This window comes from Furfurilactobacillus rossiae (assembly GCF_013394005.1).
Classification (GTDB): domain Bacteria; phylum Bacillota; class Bacilli; order Lactobacillales; family Lactobacillaceae; genus Furfurilactobacillus; species Furfurilactobacillus rossiae.
The window spans coordinates 1-2,098 of the sequence record NZ_CP040581.1 but is presented as its reverse complement, the minus strand read 5'-3'; the positions used below and the strand labels follow the sequence as shown (position 1 = coordinate 2,098).

1 protein-coding gene is annotated in these 2,098 nt (G+C 39.6%); it reads right to left on the bottom strand.

Annotated features, from left to right (window positions below):
* Positions 1–420: 420 nt before the first annotated feature.
* Entirely contained in the window at positions 421–1,365 is a 945-nt protein-coding gene (locus LROSL1_RS00050; RefSeq protein ID WP_045353949.1) for a protein rep, read from the bottom strand.
* Positions 1,366–2,098 lie beyond the last annotated feature (733 nt).

Here is a 2,098-nt window from a genome sequence, read left to right as displayed (position 1 = left end):
CCCTAAGAACCATCATTCTCAATCTGCCCTATGCGGTTAGATTTTTAATGAATAAATGTAAGTATAAACGCTTCCTTTTCGGTCACGTTTAACCCAACATTAAAAAACAGATACTGCAAGCTGTCGGAATGACATACATTTTGCTTCGCAAAAGTATGCCCATTCCCGCTTGAAAAGAGGGCGCTTCGCTCCCCCTTTTATCCCCCTAAAATCAAAGTCAAAAGCATGCCGATTTCGCTTCGCAAAACGACACAAGTTCAAACCCGAAAACCTGCCCTTTTTTTGCAAAAAAAGGACACAAAAAAACCGCACAAAAAAAGCCGAAAGTTTGCTGTTCGCAAATCGGCTTTTTTGTGCACTATGGTTGCGCATTTTCTTTTCGAAATTGGCTCAACCATTGGCTAACTTCTGACATTATCTTTACCAGATAAAATAATTTTGCTTATTATAATCCCATTTCGCAACGACCTCGCGAACCACCTCATCGATTTTTACTTTATCATCATCGACATTAATTAAGTGATCATCAACATCTTCAAGTTGTAACTGCTTGCGAATTTCTTTAAATAACCCACCATAACTAATTTGACGTGACCCCGCCAATCCCTGTTCCAAATCCTCAACCACTTGCAGGTCACGTTCTTGGTCATTCGTCAAAATATCTTTGGACTTAACTTGATATTTAGCGGTTTCTTGTGCACTCGCAATTAACGAGTTTTTACCTTTAGCCTTGTTCGAGCGAACAGCCTCAACATTAACAATTGGCTGATAATCTAACTTCATAGCCCGTTGCCAAAGTTTTGACCACTCTGCCTGATTAATATAATTTGCTGAATCTTTAAAATAAGTTGGTTTAACGAAAAGCAGCACGTGCATGTGCTGATGATAAGTCCCATTTTTGTTGATCGTAATTTCGGTTGAACGCACATAACCCAACAAGTTTTTGGCCGGTTTCTTGTATTGAAACAGCTTAGAAATTGCCCGCCCCATTTTTCTGACTTCCTGTTTCAAGTTTTCGCCAGATGCGTTTTCCGCCGTCAGCGTTAAAAACAAAAAGCGACCCGTTTTTCGTTGCTTATGAGCTTCGTCTAAAACTTGCATTAACTGATTAGATTGTCCCATTGAGCGACGCCAATTGCACAATGGACACAATCGACTCTTACAAAACCATGTCTGATAAAGCCGCAGTCGACCCTCATCATCAGCAACAAATCTCAATACTTCACCGCATTCTTTAACACGATTAGCTTTTTTAAAATTAAGTATTCTCAAATACTCCGCGTACTGTAAGTTTTCCAATTTACGTTCACGCCACGGCCGTTCTTTTCCGTTACGACTAACATCTTTTAGAATCTTTTTTGACATAAAAATAGCTCCAATCCAGCAATGAATTTCTCACGTGGCTTGGAGCTAATCACATTCGTAAAGTATAAAAATAGACTTTAGATAGTCAACGTTGACAAATAACTCACTTGTCAGTAGACTTATCTCACGTATATTATTGATTAGCTCACGTGTCCTGCTCGCCAAAGTTAGGATTTCCACGTGAGTTTTTTTATGCAGTTTTTTAAATAATCTAAGACAACTGAGTCAATAAAAATTCAAAACCCTCAGTCAACTTTAATAAGCCAAATTATGCACTATAAACGCCGGCCTGTCAACGCTTTACAGCAAAACCCAAAAAATGACGTTGTTTGTAGTAGTATCAAGATAAGAAGAAAGCGCCAAAAAACGTCGCTTTCAAAACCCAAAAAGACAGATCAGCAAAAACCGCTGAACTGTCTTTTTTTAAAACCGTGGCTTTCAGCCACACCGACCAGCTGAGCCAGCTGGAGCGCAACGCTTGCCGCCGCTGGGCTCGAGGAAACAATGGCTTGTTTCCTAGGACATAAGGCTCTTGGGTTGAGTAAAGTCTGTCAACTCCTTAAAGCCTCAAAAAGGGACTAACTGCTAAAGCAGTAAGTCCCTTTAATTCGATTTACCGTTGACAGACAGTTAGATAGCTCACTGTTAGCTAAAATCGCTTAGAACGCAAATAAGAGCCTTTAAAATTAACGTTCAAAAATAAAAAAGTTCGAAGGAGCTAGCGACTGAACTT

Coding starts and splice junctions, on each gene's coding strand:
- LROSL1_RS00050 (WP_045353949.1), bottom strand. CDS start 1,365: ATGTCAAAAAAGATTCTAAAAGATGTTAGTCGTAACGGAAAAGAACGG.